The organism is Microcystis sp. M49636_WE2, from assembly GCF_030065375.1.
Taxonomy (GTDB): Bacteria; Cyanobacteriota; Cyanobacteriia; order Cyanobacteriales; family Microcystaceae; genus Microcystis; species Microcystis aeruginosa_C.
In genome coordinates this window covers 1-2,790 of the sequence record NZ_JASJFG010000585.1, presented here as the reverse complement: position 1 = coordinate 2,790, position 2,790 = coordinate 1, and the positions used below count along the sequence as shown (strand labels likewise).

Below are 2,790 nucleotides of genomic sequence, written 5' to 3'. Positions count from 1 at the left end.
GAAATTGCCAATCTTTCCCCATCGACTAATCCCTGATTAACCAAATATTTTGCCCCGTTGATGCAGTCTTCCACATCGACAATTCCCCAATTTCCCAGCAAACGCTGACGATATTGACGACCATAACCCGTACTACCGCCATAATTGACATCTAGATAGCCAAAGCCGCGACTGGTCCAGTATTGCACCCGCAGACTTAAACTAGAGGTGGCCGCAGCCGTCGGTCCACCGTGACTTTTGACTAAAAGGGGCGGTAATTCGCCATTGGGGGCGGTATAATCGGGGTTTTTGGGGGGATAATACCAAGCAAATGCAGTTAGTCCCTGACTGGTGGGAAAAGCGAGCATTTCCGGAATCGAGAAATAATCGCTAGAAATAGTTAAATTACTGGAAGATTTGAGAACTTCTCTCGTTCCTGTGGCTAAATCCATTGAGATAACCGCCGTTACTTCCCTGAAAGAACCGCCGATAAAAACTATTTTGTTCTCCCTAACTTGTAGGGAAGAAATGTTAGTATCAGCAGTAATAATTTCTTGAAATTCTCGATTAACAGTATCGATACTTCCTAAATAACAACGACCATCTTTTGTATAGCTACAAATAATCTGGGATTCCCCAGCAAAACCGTAGTTAGATAAACCAAAAACCCAATGAGGATAGGCAAATTCAGCCTCGATGGGTTTGAGAACCGCTTCTATTTGTTCATCGTGTTTAAAGCAATAAAAGTTCCAGAAATCATTGCGATCACTGGTAAAATATAACTGTTCATCGGCAGACCAGCGCGGTTCACACACCGACTCATTTTCACCACCAGCAATGACCCGAATATTACTCAAATAAAGATTATTAATATCCGCCACCCAGAGAAAAGAACTATCCCAAGGCATATTAGGATGATTCCAACTAATCCAAGCTAATCGAGAACCGTCGGTGCTTAGGCGAGGAGAGGTATAAAAATCATCGCCAGATACTAAAGTTTCTATTTCTCCCGTATCCACATCGATGCTGACAATACTATTAACCGGTTCCCGATCTTTTTGGCTATGATCTTCACAAACACAGATTAAACGATTGCGAAATTCATCGAGAATTAAATCCGCATAACGACAGGAATTTTCTCGGGTCAGAGGTTGGGGTAAACTCTCAGCAGTTTGGCGATAAATTCTTTGGTCGGCAAAATTACAAAAATAGATAATTCCGGCAACAATTAGATAGGAACCTCCCCCGTATTCATGGACACGAGTTCGCACATTAAAAGGTGCTGGGGTGATTTCTGTGGTTGTGCCGTCGGGGTTTAATTTAACTAAAACATTTCGCCCCTTTTCCTGTGGTCTGCCTTCTAACCAATAAATATCTTCTCCATCTAGAGTTACACCGCCAAGACTAATCGATTCTGCCACAATTAGATCGGAGGTAATCGGTGATTTCCAGGAACCGTAAGCTGATATTTGATTAGACATTTTCTCCTAGAGCAGTGATCCTAATGGTGAACTAACTTGATCAGAAAGGCTGATAAATTAAGAAAATTTCGAGTAAACAGGACAAAGTAGGGATTGGGTGCATCCCTACCTGACTCTCTGTTTTTCTGAAATCGGAGCGGCGGGATTCGAACCCACGACCCCTACTACCCCAAAGTAGTGCGCTACCAAGCTGCGCTACGCCCCGATATTGAACCTTAACCATCATAGCGATAATCGCAGCATTTTGCAAGCTTTTTTTTTTCTTCCTTTCTCCCCCATCCCCGGAATTAGTGGCCGGCTATCTAGCTAATTGGGGAATACGTCCTTTTAATCCCGTCATTAATTGCAGGGCAAACAATTTCAACGGGGGGAAACCGCGCATCATTGCCAATCCGAGACGACGGATGACAACGATAGGCGGCCAGTTATTGGAGAACAGGCGATCTAGAAAATCCGTGAAGCCTAAAATCGCTAAATTCTCCGATCTACGCCATTTTTCGTAGGATTTTAGGGTAGAAAGCGATCCTATATCTTCTTGCTTTTCTACTGCTTCCTTTAATACCTGCGCTAAAGCAGCTGCGTCGCGAATGCCTAAATTTAAACCTTGACCACCGACGGGATGACAACAGTGAGCGGCATCACCAATTAAAGCCAGTCGGGGTTTAACATAGGTATCACTCTGCATTAACTGTACGGGAAAGAGAGCGCGGGAGCTAACTAATTCGAGTTTTCCTAGTAATCCCCCCGTATATGCTTCTAATTTCTTGATAAATTCCGCTTCGGGCATTTCTTGCAGTTTTTTCGCTTCCCCATGGGGATTTGTCCAAACGATCTGACAGCGATTACCCTGGAGCGGTAAAATGCCCATCGGACCGGTGGGCCAAAATCTTTCAAAGGCGGTATCGTTGCGATCGAGTTGATGTTTAATGGTGAAAGCGACACAGGATTGCCAATATTTCCAACCTTTGGTTTTAATTTGCGCCCCTTGCCGGATAGCGGATCTGGCTCCATCGGCCCCGATGACTAATTTTGTGGTGATTTTTCGGGTTTGACCGGCTTCTTCCAGGGTGACAGTGGCTGTTTCTGCTCCGTACTCCACTTCTAACACTTTAGCCGGGGATAACCAGTCAATGCGATCGCAATCTTGGCTGGCCTTGTGCAGGGCGGTTAAAATCACTTGATGTTCGCCCACATAGCCCAAATAATCGGTTTTTAGCTCATCGACCACAAAGGGGACAAAAATCGGGTAATCGGCATCAGAAAGGCGAATATGACGAAATTTACCGATACTGGGCGAGATTTTATCCCAGATACCCAAGCCTGTAAAAAT

At 44.5% G+C, this 2,790-nt stretch carries 2 protein-coding genes and 1 tRNA gene; all 3 read right to left on the bottom strand.

The window, feature by feature from the left end:
• On the bottom strand, positions 1–1,460 hold a 1,460-nt coding region (locus PX484_RS13460; protein WP_288104236.1), incomplete at its 3' end, for a prolyl oligopeptidase family serine peptidase.
• 131 nt (positions 1,461–1,591) lie between these two features.
• Positions 1,592–1,665: transfer RNA gene (locus PX484_RS13455), tRNA-Pro, on the bottom strand.
• Between the two features lie 93 nt (positions 1,666–1,758).
• On the bottom strand, positions 1,759–2,790 hold a 1,032-nt coding region (locus PX484_RS13450), incomplete at its 5' end, for an FAD-dependent hydroxylase (RefSeq protein WP_288104234.1).